Below are 16400 nucleotides of genomic sequence, written 5' to 3'. Positions count from 1 at the left end.
ATTATTGTAGCAGGCGATTTGTTTAAAATACAGCGATAGGATTGATCGGACAGCTGGTGGTGCCTTCAATTTTCCAGGGATTAATGCTTACAAAAAACTCGTATCGTTGCTCTTGTTTACATTTCTTGCTGAGTGCTTCAAGATCTGCGTTATCAATAAGAGGAAGTCCCAAATACGGGATCCCTATCGTATGAAAAGGAGAGGACCACCGCTCAAATGGTATAGGGTGTGCATCATTGTCCCCATCACTGCCAAGCAAAGCCACATCGTTTTCATGCATCCAAACGACACAGCTTGGATGCAGGCCTGCTCGTCGCTCACGCGTGTTTTTCATTCCTAAACCGGTTCTTACAAATAAAATGTCACCGCTTTTGATCTTCACATGTTGTCGATCCAGGATCATGTTTAAATCTTCAGGAGTGATGGCCTGTCCTAAAGCAACACCTCCTTCCAGATATTCTGCTGCATCAATCAAAATACCCCGGCCAACGATTCCTTTAGCAGCTAACTTCTCCATTCCCAGTTTTCGTGCTCCTCCATCAGAGATGGTGCTCACTGGATATCCATTGTACATATTAATAGTGTCTGCAAACACATGACTCAGACCATCCAGATGCGTGACGGCAAATCCATGCCACACAGCACCTACAAAATCGCGACTTCCGTAAGCTCCTTTTTGCATTTCATACTTGCCTTCTCGTACACCTATTGTTCGGGTCATGGAGGTTTGCCGAGCCAATGAAACAGTAATCCCTTTTTTGATCAGTTGAGATGCTTCAGCAATCTTCTCTGGAGTGATAAAGTTTAGCGTCCCAATTTCATCATCCGGTCCCCATCGATTCCAGTTGGTGATCTTAGGAAGTATCTTTTCAATTGCTTCATCATTGTTGATATCAGCATAATTGAAGGGCTCTGATTCTGTTGTCTTATTTGAAGAACATCCGATAATCAAAAAACACAACAGGATAGACTTTATCAGCTTGTTCATTTGTCCTGTTTATAAAATGTTTTGCTGATGATCTTCCATTCGCCATCTATTTTTAGTAGCTGCATATAGTCATGAAAATAGAAGGTGTCGTATTCGATTTCCAGCTTGGCTTGTGCCGCATGCCCCGTTGCATCAATGGACACGATACGTGTCTTGCGATCCTGGACAGGGCCTGGCTTCATGCCTTTTTTAAAAAATTCTAGTGCATTGACCTGCTGGTATCCATTAGCATTGATGTAGGTCATCGTGGCATCAGAGTGAAAGGCTTTTGATAAGGTTTCAAAGTCATTATTGGTGCCTCCAACTAGATAATAATTGACTGTTTCAGCTATCGCTTCATAATCCTCTTTTGCTGATTGAGCGAATGATGTTAGAGCAATGAATAGTAGCATAGTTCCTGTTAAAAGATTCTTCATGATTAGAAAATGTTAGTTATGTAATTAATAAATGTGTTCATTTCTTCCTTTGTGCCGATGGTAATCCTTGCGTAGTTTTCACCATCGATTTTTTTCTGCCCCACAAGCATGTTATGCTTTTTCAATAGGGAAGCCAGGTCCTTATTTCCGGGGATTTTAAAGAAGATGAAGTTAGTGTTTGATTCATACGGTTGAATGTCAAGTTCTCTCAATGACTGGATGGTGCTACTGCGAATCATTTCATTTTTTTCAAGAGACTCACGAACAAAGTTCTGATCCTCAAGGGATGCTCTTGCTGCGGCAATGCCAGCTATGCTTAGGCTGTCATTGTTCCAAATACGAAGGGGCTTAAGCTTGTTGATAGTATCTGGATGGGCCATCAGGTAGCCGATGCGCAGGCCGGCCAGTCCGTATATTTTAGAAAACGTTCGAACAATGATGATGCGCTCGTTGCTCCGGATCATATCAGCAAGTGATTCTTGCATGCCTATGTATTCAATGTAAGCTTCATCGACGATGATGTGTGAATGTGCAGATGCCCGCTCGCAAAAACTCCGAAGTGCTTTGGATGAGGTCTTTATCCCTGTAGGGTTATTTGGATTAACCAAATAAATGATGCCCGGGTTTTTTCTGGCTCGCTCACCGATCTGATCCAGATCATATTGAAAATCCTCACTCATTTTGATTTCATTGACCAGGCCGTCAAGTTGTTTTACCTGGTTAGGAAGGATGTCAAACGTAGGAGAGGCATAAGTAACCGGATATTTCTGCAGTACAATCCAGTGGGCCAAAAGTTGGAGAAGCTGTGAGCTGCCAGAACCAAGCAGTAGCTGGTCTGAATTGATATTCATTTGCTTGGCTAGCTGATTGTGCAGCAACTCTGCTTCTCCGAAAGGGTATCTGTTTCCCGTGCTTAGTGTCTTTCGTATGGCTTCTAAAGCTTTGGGTGATGGTCCGTATGGATTTTCGTTTCCACTGAGCTTAATCAGGTCCGGACTGGCTGGTAATCCTGAACCATAAACAAGACCGGGGGCAATCAATGCAGATGAAGCAATCAATGTGGTCATTTGACCCATCCACTTTCTTCTGGAAATTGTGGCATTCATGATGATTATTTTCTCCTCTAATCGTAGTGGGGAGAGACAAGTTTAGATCACCTTCTAAATGGTTCTATGAGTTTCCGAATTGTTATCTCATCTGCAGCATGGTCATTAGCTCCTGCTTCATCGATCGGCTGATGGGGAGCGAATGCCCATGGCTTAATTGCACCTCATAGGTGTTGTGCTTGACTTTTACAATGGATTCAATTCGGGAGATATCTACTGCGTACGACCGATGAATCCTTTTATATTGACTGGGCAATATTTGCATGAGGCTATTCAAGGGTTTGTCATACACGCATTTTTCTCCATTCATCAGCACTAATTCTGAATAGATGCTGGCAGCCTGTAGATGACTGATCTCTTGAAGTGGAATGAATTTTATCTCATTCTTCACTTTCACTGCAAGATGTGTGGTGCTTCCTGACCCAGTAGAACTGTTGTTGGTGAATCGAACCAATGCTTTCTTAATGCGCTCCTTAGTAAAAGGCTTACAGATATAATCCAAAACGCCATATTCAAAAGCTTGAATCGCCTTATCAGTGTAGGCCGAGACAATGATCGTATGGAACGTATGATGAACGAATTTTTTAAGTAAATCAAACCCCTGCTTGCCGTGGAGGTTTAAATCAAGGAACAACAAATCAACTGAATGATTGGATAGGTAAGTTTCGGCAGTTTCAAGTGATTGGATATGATGGATTTCCTTCGGGTGATCATCACTCTCACGGATGAACCGGATCAGCCGCTGAGCTACAAGAGCTTCATCTTCCACTACCAGTATCCTGATCATCTGTTTAGCATAATTTGAGATTTGAACCCATGCTCTGATGGCTGAAACTTCAGCAAATAATTTTCACCAAACGCTTCACTTAACCTGGATCGAATATATTGAATGCCAACACCTTCGTTTATTGAAGTCGGCGCATCACCATTGTTTTCAACAGTAAAGATGACTTTGGATTCAGTGATGGATTTTGAAACTTGAAATTGACCTGTATTGAGTCGACTGAATCCATGAGTCACTCCGTTCTCAATAAGTGTTAGCAAAACACCCGGGGGTATTTCTTCGCTACCGTTGATGGAATCTACCTTCAGTTCAAAGGTTTTATCCATGCGCACGGCCATGATATCCAAAAAGGAACCAGCCAACTCAATCTCGTCATTTATGGGTATGAGTTTGCGTTCGTTTACTTTGGAAAATACCGTGAAGACGCGGGACAGGTTTTGTACAAAGTGGGAGGCCTTTTGAGGATCCTGTTCGATCAGCTCCTGCAGAGAGGTCAGCGAATTGAGGATGAAATGAGGTTGGATGCTTTTCTTCAGGAGCTGGTTTTCAAGCTTTGCCGACTGAAGTTTCGCTCGGTTGAGCATGTTTGTGTGTTGTGATAGTTGGATGCCGGATGATATGGTCATGAGAATGATCATGACGATCACACCAATGAAGTATCCGAACGGGACCGTTCCGGTCGTTCCCAGGATGGTGGATATAAAAAGAAACACCAGTCCAAGCAATATCATCCAATTATATCGCTGCTTTCTGAGTCCTATGATACTCTGAACGATGGCGATCAATACATAAAGAAAAATGAATACATCTTCGGCGATGATGAACGGTGCAATAAGTGAAAATGCACTCAGGATAGTAATGAAGAACTTTTTCTTATTAAGATCGAAATGAAAGAGGAGAAAAACGTTGAGTGAAAGTAGCCCCAGACTGACGGAGAAATAGATGAGGTCTATTGCCTGCAAGCCGAGTGATGATATCAAAATCTGACCTGGTGGGAATGTTTTAAGCCAAACTTTAAAAATGTGAAAGGCACAGAAGAACGAAAAGAAGAGGTAGTCCTGTTTTTTATGATAGCCGAAGTATAACGCCAGGTTAAATACCGCAGCAGAGAAAAACAGGGTGCATAAGACCAGGGACAGCTCATGTATTTCGAAGGGCATGGTGTTTCGTTTCGGCTGATGAAATTAGAAAGAAAGAATAAATGTGTTGCTTACGATCCTTTGATTAAATGGTTTCTATGAGCTTAGTTTCTCCGCATAAACCACAAGGTATAATCTGGTGACTGTTTCCAAATATGATAAACATGAAAGCCAAATTGTTCATACACGTTTTTGTTTCGTTCCACTGACGTCTCAACGAGGATGGGGAGGTGTTGTTCTTTAGAGAGATGGAAGATACCTTTTTTTAGGTCGTACACACCATCGCCTCCTTTGCAGGCAGGGTCCACGCCCAGAAACCAGAAGTTGAGATGTGGTTCTTTAGGGCGGTGTTTTTTCAAATAGCTTTCTCGCTTGAGTACGTGTGGTACACGTGAAATACCAATGGCCTTTCGAATGAGCTGTAGCTGATTTAGGTAGGAGGAGAGTGAAGTTTTGGCTGGCTCTTTAAAGCAGATGGCTGCAGCACTTTCATCATCCGATAGGAACACTCCATCATTTTCAAGTCCTGTTTTCACAGCATACTCAACGAGCGCTCTCAGCCGATCTTGAACCTTGTTGTCCTGCTTGATTACCCACAAAGCACTGGGGTTGGTCCTGAAGGATTGCGTAAGAATGTGGATGACTTTAGGTGCCTGTGAGGAGGTGATTTTTTGCAAAGAAGTAAAGGTAATTAGTGGTTTATACGAAGATAATACTGAATCTCTATCCAAGAGAAAACATCATCTTATCTTCGCATCCATGCAACCCATCCTATTTATCGACCGTGACGGCACCATCATCCAGGAGACGGAGGATGAGAAAATTGAGACCATTGAAAAACTGGACTTTCTACCGGAAGCTCTGTACTACCTGAAGAAGATCAAAGAGGAAACAAACTACAAGTTTGTGATGGTAACCAACCAGGATGGGTTAGGTACGGATGCATTCCCTGATCATGAGTTCTGGCCGGTACACAACTTCATCATGCGGTTGCTGGAAACGGAGGGCATTCACTTTGATGCCGTCCACATCGATGAGCATTATGAGAAAGACAATCACCCCAATCGCAAGCCGGGGACAGGTATGCTCACCGAATACATGAATGGCAATTATGATCTTGCCAACTCATATGTCATAGGTGATAGAGCTACAGATGTGCAGCTGGCTCGCAACCTGGGTTGTAAAGCGATTTACCTCTCTTCTGCCTATTCTGATGCCAAAACAGAGGCGGAGTTGAAACCGAAGGGGTGGAGGGATATCTATAATTTCCTGGCGAAAAAGTAGTTTTCTTCAGAGAAAACTACTCCCCCTTAATAAAGGGGGATTGGGGGTTGTTAAAAATACATTACATCCCCCTGCCACCACAAGGTCCTACACACCCCCCTTCAAAGGGGGAATTTGAATTACAATATCCCTCTCCCCGGCATGGTGGCCAGCCCTACCAATACAAGCAAAATGGAGATCCCAAAGAAAATCGTTTGGAATCGGAATTTTACTTGTGCATCATTTGATTTTTTACTGATCGATCGTCCGATCTGGGCAGCTGCAACAGCGAAGATCATGAGGGCAATGTGCTCCACAGACCAGTAGCGACTTACTTTGTCACCCATATTATAGGTCACAAAAGGACTGTAAATGAAATACAGGATCAGTCCGATTAATAACTGGAGGTGCATGAGTCCGACATAGGCAGGTGCAAGTATTTTGTCAAATTTGGTGTAAGATCCACCTCCTAACCAGCCGATGAGTGATTTTAAAACTACAATAACAGCAGCGAGTAATACAAGATATCTTAGTCCGGAATGCGCGTGAAGCAGGAAATTATACATGTGATTGAATTTTCGTCAAATATAGTGGGAGACATTGTTTATCTAATGTCAAAACAGCGTCATTCTTGATTTGTATCTAATTCACTGCTATAAAGATTGTAATTTTCCATGGCGTTCATAAATATTAAATCCATCCTACCTGTGGATGGATTTAATATTAAGGATTAAAAGGAGTTTGCCTTATTGACCTGGAGGTGTGATTTGGTATCCTACTGCTTGCCAGATCGGTACTCTGTCGTAGTAAGAAAACATTTTGCTGATTTTTCCTTCGCTCAATTCAAGATTCACGAAATATGGTATCCAAATGGTTGTATCTGCATCTACCATGTATGCGCTGTAATTGCCCCAGTATTGTACCCAGTCACCGACGAAATCTCCTTCATTTACTTTCAAAGCAGAAGCTGCCACTCTTTCGTTTTGTTGGTCACTTCTGGAAGTCTGAAATGAGACCCAATCCTGAATAAAGTCCTCTTTGTTAATGGTATCCATAGGATTAGTCACATAAATACTAACAAAGTCATCTGTAGTCAATGCTGTAAGGGCCACACTATCACCAGCGAGCATTGCATCAACAAGTTGCTGAACCGCTGCTATATAAGCAGAGGAATTTGGGTTGTAAACAACCGGCTTAACTACGGCCGCATCATCTACTTGTTCTGATGTGTTCGAGCATCCTTGAATCATTACAAATACCGATAAAAGGATGAAAAAAAATGATAAATTCTTCATAATAGGTTGGTTTTCAGTGGGTTTATTACAAAGAAGATAACCAATTTATTGATCAAAATCAATTATACTAGTTGAATACTCAGACAGCAGTTTTTTGCAGGTGGACTTACTTTTAATCTGTTGTCGTCAGTATTAGATTTATTCCTCCATTGTCATCAAGGCTCCCATCAGCTTAATGCCATACCACAGATTTCCAATTCTTAGATTTTCATCTGCCGCATGTTGATTATTATCATGATTGGCTATGGGGAGGATGATTGCCGGCTTTTTTAATTCATCCGTGAAAAGATAAAGCGGAAGTGATCCTCCTAAAGTGGGGAGTAAAATCAAATCCTCACCTGCGACATCTTTCGATCGCTCTATCACACCCTGTATGATCGGCAGATCCATAGAGGTTCTGGCAGCCGGGTAGCCACCGGACCGAGTCACCTTGGCAATCTTCGGGTATCTCATGCGTGTCTCCTGGTCAGGATCCTCGCGAACGATATGAAAACCCTGCTTTCGGATGTGTGCTTCCACCAAGTCTTTTTGTTTTTCCGGATCACAGCCCTTTACTAGACGCATCCCGATAGCTGCAGTTGCGGTGGCTGGGACTACATTTCTAGCGAGTTTGCCTGTATTCCCACTACTCAGCCCTTTGATGGTTAGTGAAGGCAGGAGTAATCGTTCGTTATACGTTTCTGTACCCTCAGGATCATTGATCCCCAATTCTTCCTTGAGACTCTCATCAATTGGAGGGATATTCGCCAGCGCTTCTTTTTCCAATTTACTCAACGGCTCCACATCATCATAAAATCCTTCAATGATTACATTGCCTTCTTCATCCTTCATGCTGGCGATGAGGTCTGAAAGTAATTGTCCCGGAACGGGTGCCCAGTTACCATAATGTCCACTATGAAGTGGTCGGTTCGGACCGTAGGTGGTAATTTCCATGCCGGTTACTCCACGAACTCCAAAAACCAACTGTGGTTTTCTGGACTGGTGAACCGGTCCGTCACAGAACAGCCATAGGTCAATTTCGTCCACCAGCTCGCGGTTGTCACTCAAGTATTGATGCAACTGGTCCGATCCGGCCTCTTCCTGTCCTTCAAAGAAGAATACCAGATTAGATGTCACGGCTAGCTTATTAGCGTGGATCATATCCAGGGCTGTTAAAATGGTGATAATCGGTGCTTTGTCATCTCCTGCAGAGCGTACATAGATGCGGTGATTTTCTTCAATATCTTCTGTTTTTGAGGGGAAGTCCATAGGCTCACCTCCATTAAACATGGCATCCGAGTAATAGACAGGCTCCCAGGGATTGTGTGTCCATTTCGTTTTATCTACGGGCTGTCCGTCATAGTGTACATAGAATGCAAGCGTTCGGTCAGCTCCCTCAACCGGATAATATCCATACACAATAGGGGGAGTACCCACCATTCGAAGCAGTTTTGTTTCAACACCCCGATCGTTTAGTTCAGAAATAATGTGCTGAGCGTTTTTGTTGATGTTAGGGAGGTCAAACGCGACGTTTGGCATAGATAGCAGCGTTTTAAAATCATCGATGATCTGTACCCCATTTTCCTTGATGTGCTTTTCAGCTAGTTTATTTACGTCTTGGGCGGATAGTTGTGAAACGATTAGGATGAATATTGCAGAAATGACTCGCATGCTTTTTAAATTTGATTGTGGCTAAAATTATTAAAATACCCTCTGTATTCCTGTATGAAACAAAGGTGGTTGGTGTTTCCCTAAACAACGCTGACGGTTCATCACGTCAGGAGATCATCAGACGTGAGGTTGAAGAAGACGATAAACTAAAATTAGCGCGCGAACCTGACAATCCTTACGACCCGAATGCGGTGAAGGTGCTGTCAAAACATGGAAATCAAATCGGCTACCTGAATAAGGAAATGGCCGAAACAATCAAACCAGCCATCGATAACCAAACAGAGATTCATGTGACCGCAAGGTGGGTAAATGGGGAGAAGATGCTGGGAGTAGGGTTAAGAATAGAATTGGTGAGTTGATCAAACACATTCCGCGCAAGATGGTTTTTATTGGATGCTTGCAAAACTTCTCATAGACTTTGGTTTAGTCATCTTGATTTGGATGACTCAGCTAGTGGTATATCCTAGTTTTACGCATTTCGGACAAGATGAGCTTTTTAGCTGGCATCAGAAATATACAACAGCTATTTCCATTATCGTGATGCCCCTTATGTTGGGTCAGATAGTCGCACATGGGTATTTTGTATATGCCGACTATGATCTTGTAAAGTTGATTGCCCTTATATTAATCGGCATTGCATGGGTCAATACTTTCTTCTTTGCAGTTCCATTACATAATAAGATCAGTTTTGGGCAAGATATCATTGAATCTGCCCGAGGCTTAGTAAGGGTTAATTGGTTGCGGACATTTCTGTGGTCTGCGGTATTTCTGCTGAGTCTTTTTGATTACTTAAGAAATCAAGGATAGCTTCATTTACTTTCTTAGGTTTTTCAATGTTACATATATGGCCTGCATGCGGAATTATTTGCAGATCAGAATGGTGGTGATTGTCAGCAAATGAACGAGCACTCGGTAGGAATAGGTAATCTTCCTCGCCCATCAATATTAAGGTTGGAATGGCAAGGGCTTGTTGATGAAAAGATCGTAATAAAGCGAAGAATTCACTATATAACCCGAGCCATTTGAGGTACTCTTTTTGGCTTAGTTTCCTTGCTTGCAACTGATATACTCGCCTGGCTACTTGATGGTTTTTCTTTGGCATCAATAAATAGGAGAAAATGCGATACATCATGTGATAAGGTAGGAAGGCATTAATTAGTCTTGCCGAATGCACAAATGCTTTGATCATCCAGTTGGCATTGAATATGCCACCGATCAACGTCATAGATTGAACCATGGAAGGGTGTCGTTCATAAATCGCTTGCATAAGAACACTTCCAAAAGAGAGGGTGACAAAGTGTGCTTTTCGAATTCCTACCTGATTCAAAACGTTCTGAACATCTTTAACAACAATATCAAAATTGTATCGGTCAAATGAAGGCGCTATGTTCTTGGAATGGCCATGATCTCTCAAGTCAAGAGCCAATAAATTATATCGGTCTTTTAGCCCGTTAATCTGATGCTTCCAGGTCTGAATACTACCGCCTGCTCCATGCAGCAGAATGATCCATTCGCAATGTCGATTGATATAGTGAGTTTGATAGTTTAAAATCTCTTGCACCTTTTCTCAACAAATGGAGCAGTTAAGTGTTTTCTATTTATGAATTATAAACCCTGGATGTCAACTGTTCTTAAGCTAGCAGCTATTTATAATTTGCTATGGGGTGCGTGGGTAGTCTTATTTCCGAATCATTTTTTTGATCTGGTAGGTATGGAGCCTCCCGTGCACACCATGATCTGGCAGGGAATGGGAATGGTAATAGGTGTGTACGGATTGGGTTATTGGTGGGCTTCACAAAATCCACTGGTACACTGGCCAATTGTGGCGGTAGGTTTCCTTGGGAAAATCTTTGGCCCGCTTGGATTCGTTATGAATTATGCTAATGGGAAGGTACCTTTTGGCTTTTTTTACACCCTCATCACTAATGATTTCATTTGGTGGATTCCCTTCTTTATCATTTTAAAATCAGCCTTTAAGCAGAACAAAATACGATGGGTTTAAGAAAAATCAGTGTTTACATGCAGAGTGTATTTTATATCCTTGCTGGTGTAAATCACTTCATCAATCCGGAATTCTATTATCCGCTCATCCCAGAATATTTTGTATTTGAAGAGCGTATGAATGGGCTTGCTGGTTTTGCGGAAATTCTGTTTGGACTTGGGTTGCTTTTTAATCCTACACGCAAAGCTGCATCCTACCTACTTATTATTATGCTGATTATATTCAGTACTTCACATGTCTATTTCATTCAGCAGGGCAGCTGTGTCGACAGTCTCTGCGTTCCTCAATGGATGGGATGGGTCAGATTGGTCATTGTTCATCCCTTTTTAATATGGTGGGCATGGTCAGCTGGAAGTTTAGCTCCTAAACTGAGTCGTAAATTCGCTCGTACCAATTAGCCTGATCATAGTCCTGTTTTCTAGCTTCTGATTCCCGATTGTACGCTAAAAGATATTTTTCACTTTTCTCGATGCTGCGATATCCTAATAAGTGAAGAAGCTGCTTTGCCAGGAATCTCGCAATGTTGCGATTTATTACCAAAGCTGATCTTTTGTCATCCAACCAGCTGATACCGGGTAGCCACACTAAAACCCTGTCCAGCCGATGCTTCCTCATTTTTGTAGATAGATTTAAGAAAAAACGTTTGATTCTTCTAATAGCGAAAAATCCATCTGTCCCCTGGCTCTGATACAAGGGTAAAAATATTCGACCATTCGTCTTAGCTCGGATTTCATGTCCGTTATTTCTGGCCACCAGTTGATTTTTATGGATTCGTTGAAAGTTGAAGAATCCGGGCTCCATCTCAAATTTTGCTTCCGGTTTAATGAGGTAGCGAAAATATATTTCATAAACATGCCTGACATCCCCGGCTGTTTTTGCAAGCATGTCATAAAAGTGGTGGTAGTCGATATCTTCCTGTTTTAGCGCTCCGGTAAACACCATGGATAGCAGGGTAAAGGCCTCTGCATTTTCAATGGAAGCCAGGTCATCATGCTGTCCGGCCTCAAAGCCAAACGCCACATATCCCAGCTCATTGATGTAGCTGAGGATGGGTCCATTGAGATACTCTTCTATTCCAAGAATAACGGGGATCGGATACTGTGAGATAAACGCACGGTTGAGTAGGCTGTCATTGACAGTGAGAAACGGTAACGTCTCGCTGGAGGTCGTATGGATATCAAAGAAATAAAAGGGTCCCGGATGGGTTTTAAGAATCTCACGAATCTGATTGTAGACTTCCACTTGTTCGGCAATTTCCTCACTTTCTGCTTCTTCGGGTGTTTCAGGTAATAAGTCAATTCTACCTCGGGTCCATATTCGATTCATATCTTCGGAGATAAAGCGTGCATTTCGCTTTAGTGCTTTGAGGTTTCCCGCCAGGCAATAAATATTACCGGAGAGGGGCACATGTTTTTCCTTAATGAAATTCATTACCCGGTGAAGGGCGAATACTCCTGCGGGCTCATTGCCGTGAATACCTGCCAGGAAAATAAGTGTGGGGCCTCCGGCTTCCCCCTGAAGACTGCTTATTATTCGGTTAACCTCTATCTCACTATTTAGGGCAGGGCTATGCAACCGTATCTGTGTCATATTGTTGGATATCTTTTATAGTGACAATCCCCACCAGGTGTTCATGATGAATAACAGGCAGACTTCCGATCTCATGCTTTTTCATTAAAGGAATTGCCTCGGAAATGGCCATTTCAGGATCGGCACTTATCACTTCGGTAGTCATGATGTCTCCTACAGTCTTATTTTTCTTGTCTCCGCCATCTTGGACAAAGCGCTGCATGTGTGTCCAGGTGAGTAACCCACACATTTCCCCTTTTTGATTTTCCACAGGAACATGATGGATGTTTTTCCACTGCATGAGCTGGGTAGCCAGCTCTGCCAAATCATCCTCCTGCACAGTAAAAACCCGTGTCGACATGATATGTCCTACCTGTGATGCATGCTCATGGGTGAGCGGGTGATCTGGTATCTCTGGCCACTCATGAATGGGTTTTTCCTCATTCTGATATTTATGCATGTATTTGGTTAATGCGAGAAGCGCATCGTCTTTTCGTGTGGTTCGCTTTAGTTTTCGATAGTTTCTCATGGACCACTGTGCGCCTGTCTGTCCTACAGCCCTGGCATCTATGATACTGAGCAGGCGCTCAGCTGAAGAAGGATTTACGTTCATATAAGAAAGTCCTTCATAAGCCATTGGAAGTAGTTCCCTTGTTACCAAATCTCTGATAGAAACCTGTCTATCTCTCCAGGTCATTATTGAGGCTTTACCATTTCTGGCTGCTTTTATGAAGTTGGACTTCACATCCTCAAAATCCATGTGTTTGTGGATTTCCTTGTGCGCCACCGTCCGACCTTTCATGAGTCCTACCCAAAAGGCAAAGTTTGCCATCTGATCGATGATGGTAGGGCCTGCGGGGATGTAGCGATTTTCAATTCGGAGGTGGGCACTGTCTTTTGTTGCCCCATAGCATGGCCTGTTCCATCGGTAAATCGTTCCATTATGGACGTTTAAAGCCTCCAGTTTAGGGATTCTGCCTTGCTTTAGTTCATTCAGTGAGTCTGTTTTTATTTCCCTGCTCAATAAGATTTTATGCTGCGCAATTTCATTTTTATAGATATCAGCAATACTACCGGACTCCCAGTGTTCCCCAAAGCTGACACGAGATATTTGATCTTTAAGGGCGTAGGTAGACTCCCTGGTATCTATGCTTTGCTGAAACAGTGCAATCCGCGTTTCATTCCAAAGTTCCCGTCCTAGGAGAAGGGGAGAATTGGTGCATACGCCGAGCACGGGTCCCGATATGGCCTGGGCCCAATTGTAACTCGAGATGAAGTCATCCGGATCTACCTGAAGATGCATTTGAAAGCTTGTGTTACATGCTTCCATCAAGACTGAGTCATGAGTAAGGGATAATTCATCGACTCCTTTTATGTGGAGGTTGAAGTCGGTTCCACGGGCGCCTCGCATCATGTCATTCAGGGCAGTGTAGCGTGGCTTTGGTGTCATGTATTCAAAAGACAATTCGGTTTTGCTGATAGTGGGCAGAATTCCTGTTAGGAGAACATACGCTTCTCTTTTAGCCGCCATTGTGGAGGCTTTGTCAAGAAAAGTTCTCAAGTGCTTTTCCATTTCGTCAAAGCAGTCTCCTTTTAAAACCAGGGGGTCCAGATTGATCTCCAAATTATAGAGAGCCAACTCATTAGTAAAGTGAGGATCATTGATGTCTTTTAGAATTTCATCTGCGTTGTTCTGTGGTCGATAGTTTTTGGAAATCAGACAGAACTCCTGCTCTGCACCAATGCGACTGATGCCTGATTCGATCATCCCTTTTTCCAGCATTAGTTCAAGGCATTTTACATCATTAAGCAGATGCTGAATAAAGGATGTCCGAATGGATTGATCTTTTGCAGAACTCACAACTTGATTTCCCATACCATCGAAATTTGATCTGTAAATTTTGGACAAATCTCCTGGTCAGGATATGATGTATGGCAGAGGAAAGACTGAGATGAATCAGTCTGGAAATACTAATCTTCGATGTAGAATTCTAAGGTGGAAACGATACGGACTTTCTTCATCACCCCTGAATTTTGATCCAGGTCTGTAATGGAGAAATAGCCTTGATTCGCTGACTTGATCTTCCCAACTTTCGAGCCGGAATCACGAGCAAATTTTTCCGCTGCTTCACGTGCATTTTTAGTTGCTTCTTCGATCATCTCCGGCTTGACATCATTGAGTTTTGTATAGATATAAGTTACCGGTTGCCACGTGTTTTTCGAACCAATTACAAGTCCCTGTCCAACGATGCTCGGAACCTTATACATGGCCTCACTCATTTTATCTATTTTCGTTGTTCGCAAATTAAAATCAACCTTGGCAATGTAACGATCCTGGTTATATGCATTTTGCCCTCCATAAAGCAGTGCACGATTATCTTGAATGGTTGGTGCCCCAACCGTCAATTCATCTTCAGTGAATGCCAACCCGGTGAAAAAATCCTGCAGGATTTTGGTCTGTTGCTCCAGGGTTTTTTGAAGCTGACCCAGCTCATTTCCAGATACGGTGAGCTCCAGTGGCCAAGTGGCTATATCTGCTTTTACCTCACGCTCTGCGAGACCTTTTACGACTACTGTTCTGTCAAGCTTTTTACCGGCGACATAGGTCTGCCCGATAAAATACCCGGAAAGGATAATGGCAAGTGAAAGGATGAGGGTAGGGACGAGGTTCTGCTTCATCTGTATTGAATTTATGAGGTGAAGCTACGAATTTTACGGCACTATTTAAAGCGGAACATTATTTCGGGTGAAGCTTATGATGAGGGTAGATGGGTAGAATTGTTAGCTTATTTACCTGTATTTAAACTCCTGAAAATAAATAAGATATGAACTAAATATAATTATTACTAAAATATTTAGTATTTATTCTAAAGCACGCTTGTAAGCATTAAGACACCTCTCCCTGGCTTCTTTGTGATCTACAATGGGATCCGGATAATACTTGGTACCAATCTCAGGTACCCACTTGTTGATGTATTTCCGATCTTTATCAAATTTGTCAGTCTGTGAATAAGGATTGAATATCCTGAAATATGGTTGGGCATCAACTCCGGTCCCGGCCGCCCATTGCCAGCCACCGTTGTTACTGGCTAATTCATAATCCAATAGTTTTTCAGCAAAATAGGCTTCCCCCCAGCGCCAATCGATGAGTAGGTGTTTGGTCAAAAAACTGGCCACAATCATACGCACACGATTGTGCATGAAGCCTGTTTTATTAAGCTCTCGCATGCCTGCATCTACGATAGGATATCCGGTTTTTCCATTCTTCCATTTTTCAAATTCTTCCTCATTATTTCGCCACTTTACACCATCATATTTACGATTGAAGTTTGTGTCAACTACATGGGGGAAATGCCACAGTATGGCCTGGTAAAAATCCCTCCAAATCAGTTCATTAAGATACTTTTCATTTAGGGATTTTGCCTGACGTGTAAGCTCCCGAATACTCACAGTTCCAAACCGTAGATGAAGGCTCATTCTACTGGTACCTCTGATGGCCGGAATGTCTCGTGTCTGGTCGTATTTATCTACGATACTTTCGTTAAGTTTCCTATCAGGAAATTCTATGCCTGCAGGCTTAAATCCTATCTCTTTCAGGGACGGAATTTCCCTGGCATCAGTCTCGTGCCAATATGTTGCTTCTTCAGATTTAAACGAGCTCAAATGGCCTCCCTCTAGGGTCTTCTTCCAGAGTCTGCTATAAGGAGTATAGACCACATATGGATCACCATTTTCTTTGACAATTTCATCCTTTTCAAAAATGACATGATCCTTCTTCGCTCGAAATTCTACTCCATATTTTTTTAGGAGCGAATGGATTTCCTCGTCCCGTTCTCGGGCATAAGGTTCATAATCTTTGTTGGCCCAAACAGCCTTCACATCATAATCCTCAATGAGCTTTTTCCATATATCAATGGGCTTTCCGATCCTAATATCCATGGTGCTCCCGTGCTTTCTCAATTCCCCTTGCAATCGTGTGATTTCCTGATGTATGAATTCAACACGCGAATCTTTTTTTGGTAATTCATCCAGGATGTTTGTATCGAAAATGAATACCGGTTGGACGGGATGCTCCTCCTGATGGGCATGGTATAGACTTCTGTTATCTACCAATCGAAAGTCTCTTCTAAACCAGAATATCGTGACTTGTGGTTTGGACATATTATTTAATTAGTACTCCCCTCCCTG

General features: G+C 42.6%; 18 protein-coding genes. 4 read left to right on the top strand and 14 right to left on the bottom strand.

Annotated features, from left to right (window positions below; translation table 11 throughout):
- Positions 1 to 22 precede the first annotated feature (22 nt).
- The 6 genes from ACP14Y_RS02550 to ACP14Y_RS02525 all read right to left on the bottom strand — a co-directional run bounded on the left by ACP14Y_RS02550 (position 23) and on the right by ACP14Y_RS02525 (position 5110).
- Complete coding sequence (locus ACP14Y_RS02550; RefSeq protein ID WP_424961405.1) at positions 23 to 988, bottom strand: cyclase family protein; 966 nt, start codon at positions 986 to 988, stop codon at positions 23 to 25.
- Positions 985 to 1404: a nuclear transport factor 2 family protein gene (locus ACP14Y_RS02545; RefSeq protein WP_424961404.1), complete on the bottom strand. Its 420-nt coding sequence runs from the start codon at positions 1402 to 1404 to the stop codon at positions 985 to 987. The genes ACP14Y_RS02550 and ACP14Y_RS02545 overlap by 4 nt, the downstream gene beginning before the upstream one ends.
- Before the next feature lie 2 nt (positions 1405 to 1406).
- The gene (locus tag ACP14Y_RS02540) at positions 1407 to 2510 is read right to left on the bottom strand and encodes a pyridoxal phosphate-dependent aminotransferase (RefSeq protein ID WP_424961403.1); all 1104 of its coding nucleotides are present in this window, start codon (positions 2508 to 2510) and stop codon (positions 1407 to 1409) included.
- Positions 2511 to 2592: 82 nt separating this feature from the next.
- On the bottom strand, positions 2593 to 3297 hold the full coding sequence (locus ACP14Y_RS02535) for a LytR/AlgR family response regulator transcription factor (protein WP_424961402.1): 705 nt from the start codon (positions 3295 to 3297) through the stop codon (positions 2593 to 2595).
- On the bottom strand, positions 3294 to 4454 hold the full coding sequence (locus ACP14Y_RS02530; RefSeq protein WP_424961401.1) for a sensor histidine kinase: 1161 nt from the start codon (positions 4452 to 4454) through the stop codon (positions 3294 to 3296). The genes ACP14Y_RS02535 and ACP14Y_RS02530 overlap by 4 nt, the downstream gene beginning before the upstream one ends.
- Positions 4455 to 4537: 83 nt before the next feature.
- Entirely contained in the window at positions 4538 to 5110 is a 573-nt protein-coding gene (locus ACP14Y_RS02525) for a hypothetical protein (RefSeq protein WP_424961400.1), read from the bottom strand.
- An 82-nt stretch (positions 5111 to 5192) separates the two neighbouring features.
- Between ACP14Y_RS02525 and hisB the strand changes: the two genes are divergently transcribed.
- Positions 5193 to 5717 carry a histidinol-phosphatase gene (gene hisB, locus ACP14Y_RS02520; RefSeq protein ID WP_424961399.1) on the top strand — a complete coding sequence of 175 codons (525 nt, stop codon included), beginning with the start codon at positions 5193 to 5195 and terminating at the stop codon, positions 5715 to 5717.
- 119 nt (positions 5718 to 5836) lie between these two features.
- Here the strand turns inward: hisB and ACP14Y_RS02515 are convergent, their stop codons facing one another.
- The 3 genes from ACP14Y_RS02515 to ACP14Y_RS02505 all read right to left on the bottom strand — a co-directional run bounded on the left by ACP14Y_RS02515 (position 5837) and on the right by ACP14Y_RS02505 (position 8641).
- Positions 5837 to 6262, bottom strand: a complete 426-nt coding sequence (locus ACP14Y_RS02515) for a hypothetical protein (protein WP_424961398.1) — start codon at positions 6260 to 6262, stop codon at positions 5837 to 5839.
- A 180-nt stretch (positions 6263 to 6442) separates the two neighbouring features.
- Positions 6443 to 6991: a hypothetical protein gene (locus ACP14Y_RS02510; protein ID WP_424961397.1), complete on the bottom strand. Its 549-nt coding sequence runs from the start codon at positions 6989 to 6991 to the stop codon at positions 6443 to 6445.
- Between the two features lie 138 nt (positions 6992 to 7129).
- On the bottom strand, positions 7130 to 8641 hold the full coding sequence (locus ACP14Y_RS02505) for a M20/M25/M40 family metallo-hydrolase (RefSeq protein ID WP_424961396.1): 1512 nt from the start codon (positions 8639 to 8641) through the stop codon (positions 7130 to 7132).
- Between the two features lie 17 nt (positions 8642 to 8658).
- Between ACP14Y_RS02505 and ACP14Y_RS02500 the strand changes: the two genes are divergently transcribed.
- Positions 8659 to 9000 (top strand): HIRAN domain-containing protein, encoded by a 342-nt coding sequence (locus tag ACP14Y_RS02500; RefSeq protein WP_424961395.1) that lies wholly within the window; start codon positions 8659 to 8661, stop codon positions 8998 to 9000.
- 371 nt (positions 9001 to 9371) lie between these two features.
- Here ACP14Y_RS02500 and ACP14Y_RS02495 read toward each other — a convergent pair whose 3' ends face one another.
- Positions 9372 to 10202 (bottom strand): alpha/beta fold hydrolase, encoded by an 831-nt coding sequence (locus tag ACP14Y_RS02495; RefSeq protein ID WP_424961394.1) that lies wholly within the window; start codon positions 10200 to 10202, stop codon positions 9372 to 9374.
- A 57-nt stretch (positions 10203 to 10259) separates the two neighbouring features.
- Between ACP14Y_RS02495 and ACP14Y_RS02490 the strand changes: the two genes are divergently transcribed.
- Together ACP14Y_RS02490 and ACP14Y_RS02485 are read left to right on the top strand one after the other, a co-directional pair.
- Positions 10260 to 10643: an alkyl hydroperoxide reductase gene (locus ACP14Y_RS02490; RefSeq protein WP_424961393.1), complete on the top strand. Its 384-nt coding sequence runs from the start codon at positions 10260 to 10262 to the stop codon at positions 10641 to 10643.
- Positions 10644 to 10660: 17 nt separating this feature from the next.
- Positions 10661 to 11041 carry a DoxX family protein gene (locus ACP14Y_RS02485; RefSeq protein WP_424961392.1) on the top strand — a complete coding sequence of 127 codons (381 nt, stop codon included), beginning with the start codon at positions 10661 to 10663 and terminating at the stop codon, positions 11039 to 11041.
- On the opposite strand, the gene ACP14Y_RS02480 is transcribed toward ACP14Y_RS02485, so the two are convergent.
- The 4 genes from ACP14Y_RS02480 to ACP14Y_RS02465 form a co-directional block, all read right to left on the bottom strand.
- Positions 11007 to 12233, bottom strand: coding sequence for a succinylglutamate desuccinylase/aspartoacylase family protein (locus tag ACP14Y_RS02480; RefSeq protein ID WP_424961391.1), 1227 nt, complete (start codon positions 12231 to 12233; stop codon positions 11007 to 11009). The two genes, ACP14Y_RS02485 and ACP14Y_RS02480, sit on opposite strands and share 35 nt — an antisense overlap.
- Positions 12211 to 14088 (bottom strand): CBS domain-containing protein, encoded by a 1878-nt coding sequence (locus ACP14Y_RS02475; protein ID WP_424961390.1) that lies wholly within the window; start codon positions 14086 to 14088, stop codon positions 12211 to 12213. The genes ACP14Y_RS02480 and ACP14Y_RS02475 overlap by 23 nt, the downstream gene beginning before the upstream one ends.
- A 95-nt stretch (positions 14089 to 14183) precedes the next feature.
- Entirely contained in the window at positions 14184 to 14891 is a 708-nt protein-coding gene (locus ACP14Y_RS02470) for an SIMPL domain-containing protein (RefSeq protein WP_424961389.1), read from the bottom strand.
- Positions 14892 to 15074: 183 nt separating this feature from the next.
- The gene (locus ACP14Y_RS02465; protein ID WP_424961388.1) at positions 15075 to 16373 is read right to left on the bottom strand and encodes a cryptochrome/photolyase family protein; all 1299 of its coding nucleotides are present in this window, start codon (positions 16371 to 16373) and stop codon (positions 15075 to 15077) included.
- Positions 16374 to 16400: the final 27 nt, after the last annotated feature.

Source organism: Ekhidna sp. (assembly GCF_965247405.1).
GTDB lineage: Bacteria > Bacteroidota > Bacteroidia > Cytophagales > Cyclobacteriaceae > Ekhidna.
The sequence above is the reverse complement of the archived record's forward strand: the minus strand, read 5'-3'. Positions and strand labels throughout refer to the sequence as shown.